General features: G+C 50.3%; 8 protein-coding genes. 1 reads left to right on the top strand and 7 read right to left on the bottom strand.

The features are described 5' to 3' along the window. On the top strand, positions 1–303 hold a 303-nt coding region (locus JW883_16690; protein MBN1843903.1), incomplete at its 5' end, for a hypothetical protein. Here the strand turns inward: JW883_16690 and JW883_16685 are convergent. From JW883_16685 to JW883_16655, 7 genes are all read right to left on the bottom strand, one after another. Further along, complete coding sequence (locus JW883_16685; protein MBN1843902.1) at positions 214–411, bottom strand: XRE family transcriptional regulator; 198 nt, start codon at positions 409–411, stop codon at positions 214–216. The genes JW883_16690 and JW883_16685 overlap by 90 nt on opposite strands. Next, on the bottom strand, positions 408–713 hold the full coding sequence (locus JW883_16680) for a TIGR04076 family protein (protein ID MBN1843901.1): 306 nt from the start codon (positions 711–713) through the stop codon (positions 408–410). Before JW883_16680 ends, JW883_16685 begins: the two co-directional genes overlap by 4 nt. 27 nt (positions 714–740) lie before the next feature. Continuing rightward, positions 741–1,172 (bottom strand): hypothetical protein, encoded by a 432-nt coding sequence (locus JW883_16675; protein MBN1843900.1) that lies wholly within the window; start codon positions 1,170–1,172, stop codon positions 741–743. Positions 1,173–1,186: 14 nt separating this feature from the next. Continuing rightward, positions 1,187–1,372, bottom strand: coding sequence for a hypothetical protein (locus JW883_16670; GenBank protein MBN1843899.1), 186 nt, complete (start codon positions 1,370–1,372; stop codon positions 1,187–1,189). A gap of 27 nt (positions 1,373–1,399) precedes the next feature. Next, complete coding sequence (locus tag JW883_16665) at positions 1,400–2,143, bottom strand: histone deacetylase family protein (protein MBN1843898.1); 744 nt, start codon at positions 2,141–2,143, stop codon at positions 1,400–1,402. 117 nt (positions 2,144–2,260) lie between these two features. Beyond that, positions 2,261–2,737 carry a GNAT family N-acetyltransferase gene (locus JW883_16660; GenBank protein MBN1843897.1) on the bottom strand — a complete coding sequence of 159 codons (477 nt, stop codon included), beginning with the start codon at positions 2,735–2,737 and terminating at the stop codon, positions 2,261–2,263. Between the two features lie 153 nt (positions 2,738–2,890). Then, positions 2,891–3,315 (bottom strand): transposase (locus JW883_16655; GenBank protein ID MBN1843896.1); only part of this gene is annotated, 425 nt, incomplete at its 5' end.

Here is a 3,315-nt window from a genome sequence, read left to right as displayed (position 1 = left end):
GGGAGAAACCATTGCCCGCGAAAATGGGTTGCAATTAATCGAATAAGGTTTTGTTACTTTTTTACCACCGTCCCCATTCTCCTCCTTCTCCTTCCGGGGCTTGATGTAAGCAAGAAGAGGGAGTCGACCGTGAAAAAGGCTGCCATTTTTGGATTCGCCCGCTATCCTCGCAGTCCGTTTCAGGCGGACGGGGAATGCGGTTGCTTTTGCGGTTCAAGCGGCTATGACGCTGATTGTGGCACGTCGCCGGGAACGCGGCTTTGCCTTTATAACGATTTTCACGTCCCGACTGAGGTCGTTTAGAAATCTGAGCAGACGTTGCGTTGAAAAACCTGATAGTCGTCCTCGGATGAGAGCTGATACTTTGGGCTGGTCGATACCGAGGATAGCCGCCGCCTCCTTTTGGCTCATGTGACGTTAGGGTAATCTCTTTCTATTTCAAAAATCACCGTGCCTCCGCCAGTATACTCGCATGGATCAAGACATTGGACGTGGGCCTTCTTGCCGTTTTTGGATAGCCCCAAGTCTCTTGGATCTATACCTCGATAAAGGGCTACATAATACGGCATGATGGAGGCCAGGGAGTGCATGCACATATTGTCCGTTTCCTTTAGATTCAAACGGTAGCCTTCGTCTAGCACGATCTTGTCACCGACTTGATAGACAGGACAGTTTCCCTTGATTTCTTTTACAGTGATGATCAATCTATCCATATGCAAAATCCCTCGGCTACGTTTACCTTACATTCCATCTCTACCAAATACAGCTCGTACGATTTCCGCCTCTATCTCTGGGCTCGGCGCCCACCTGTACTCATTGTCGTAACGCCTTTTGGCAAAATGGTGTTGGGCATCAATGACTTGGCCAGATTGTCCGTCCGAACCTAAAGGAGGTAAGAGCTCCATGGCAAGCCTGCTTTCCTTTTGCTGTTCAGAGGCATCGATCCGCCCCTCAGAATCAAACGACATGATGAAATATAGCATTCGCAAGATGCTGATGGGTTTTCGATCTGCAAGTTCCACCGCTACTTCGGCATATCGCACACGTTTTCCAGCATATTCCGGCAGACATTCATCAGGATCACGATGCATCAAGCGCTCATACCGAGTCAACGGAAAACGCTTTATGGAATCATCATCGTTTACGAGAAAAATTCTTAAAGTCACACCCATAGCTTCTTTTCCTTTCAAGCTGAAGCCTGTCCAGGTTTTAGGCCGTCGGCCGTTGCCCCAGCCTCTTGTTTCTCCAGCTGTTTACGTTTGCGACGTTTCGCTTTCTTTTCCATCTTTTCCCTGACAATTTCTTCGATACTCTTGACCTTGTCTGGCCGGCTCTTCCCAAAGCCCTTTAAATAAAGGTCCTTTTTTGGCATAGGTTAAGGCCCTCTATCACACACCTATCATGAGCAAAACCCATCCATCAGAGCAGCAACACTCTGACCCAAAACGTCATGGTTGTATCCGCCCTCCAGGATAGCAAAGTAACCGGCTCCACATGCAGAGGCGGCCTGGCTGACCAAAGTACCAATAGAGTAATAATCCTCGGTAGCAAGAAGCCCGCCCCAGTCGTCTATGTGATAGTCAAAGCCAGCTGAAACGCCTATCATGTCAACTTGAACACTTGACAGGATATGCCCAACTTCACGTACGTATTCTCCACGGGTCCGTTCCGATGGGTTATGGATTTTTACCCATTGTTGGTCACCCAAAATATTTACCGTGCCGTCTCCGTAATGCAGGTCAATATCCAATACAAGGGCTTGGCTTATTAAGCCATCCCTTCGTAACGCAAGTAAGGCTACGGCCATGTTGTTGAAATAACAAAACCCCCAGGCACTGTCCGCAGAGGCGTGATGTCCCGGAGGACGGATTAGACCGAATGCTGGCTCATCAAGCCCGATTCTGGCGCTCTGAACAGCTCCACCAGCGGCCAGGGCCGAAATGGAAAATAGACCACTACGTCGAACATAATCCACATGGGAATCTGTGTGGGCAGCAGCAATCTCAGCTTCAGATGCGGGTTTGGCGCCAACGAACTCCACATCAGGCTTAATCACCTCCACAATTGCCTCGATTCGCCCTTTGGTAGATGCTGGATCTGACGTGTAATCCTGATAGAAATCATCATGGAAAACAACTTTCATGAAGTCCATCCTTGTAGGTTTTCAGTTTGAAGTGGCACCAGAAGCTACGCCACCACCCTGGTCGCTCTTAAAGTAGGCGACATGTCGGAAACGACACCTCGGATTCTGTTCGCCCCCTCAAATGTTCTTGTACATCATGAAGGCATCCTGGCCCTCCGGGTAAAAGCCCTTCTTGATCTTCAAGGCGGAAAATCCATGTTTTTCAAAAAGCTTCCGACCCGGCAAATTATCTACTGCTGTGTGCAAAACCAGTGTTTCAACCCTCAGCCCCTTGGCCCACCTCTCGACCTCCTTCATCAAAAGATCACCAATACCGAGTTTCCATTTTTCAGGCTCTACTGCAACGGCCAGCAGTTCGGACACCCGGACGTCACCCCACGCAGGCTCAACTCGCCCGAGCATGGCGAACCCCACAGCTCGTTTTCCCATCAAGGCCAAAAGGGTCACGGCAGTACCCGACTCAAACCAAGCCACCAGCATCTCGTCGTAAGGACCATACTGCTGAAACACCTTCTTGCTTAGATACCGGAGGTAGTCCGCATCCACACCCCGGGCTGGCCGCACAGTCACGCCATCTTTATGACTTGTCCTCATTCAACTAGCCGAGCCTGTGTCTCAAATACCTACATCTCTTCTGTGTCCTGTCATTCTTCAACCCGATAGCAAGCGCCTTCCTGGCGCCGACCATCACCACGAGCTTCCTTCCTCTGGTCACCGCTGTGTAAATGATGACATTTTCCACAATGGTTACCAAGTGTCAAATGTCTCTTTTGTCTTGCCGTCTTTAGGCTCATATATCACCTTTGCCGTGCCGTCGGATGATTCATGTGCCGGTATATACGTCATCCGTTCCTGTGAGAAGGGTGCCCGAATGATATAGCGTGCCACATTTTCCAGGCCCTCTTCGTTGTGGGGCCAGATCGCATTACCACAGTAAACGTTGAACCCGCTGTGAAAGGTTTTCGTAAGGGGTTTCCGGGGGGTATGGAGAAATCTGTCTGAAGCTCCCAGGTTGTTCAAAACGGAAGGCCCATGGCGTCCCGGGCGTCGCCAGCCAGCCCCTAGGAGCCTGTCGGAGAACCCTCTTTTCGGAGGCTGTCGGAAAATGCACAGATGCAAGGCATCCGACATCCTGAGGAATGAGGCGTACTTACAAGTACGCTGCAGTGACG

This window comes from Deltaproteobacteria bacterium (assembly GCA_016930875.1).
Classification (GTDB): Bacteria; Desulfobacterota; Desulfobacteria; order Desulfobacterales.
This window is presented reverse-complemented; position numbering and strand designations above follow the sequence as displayed.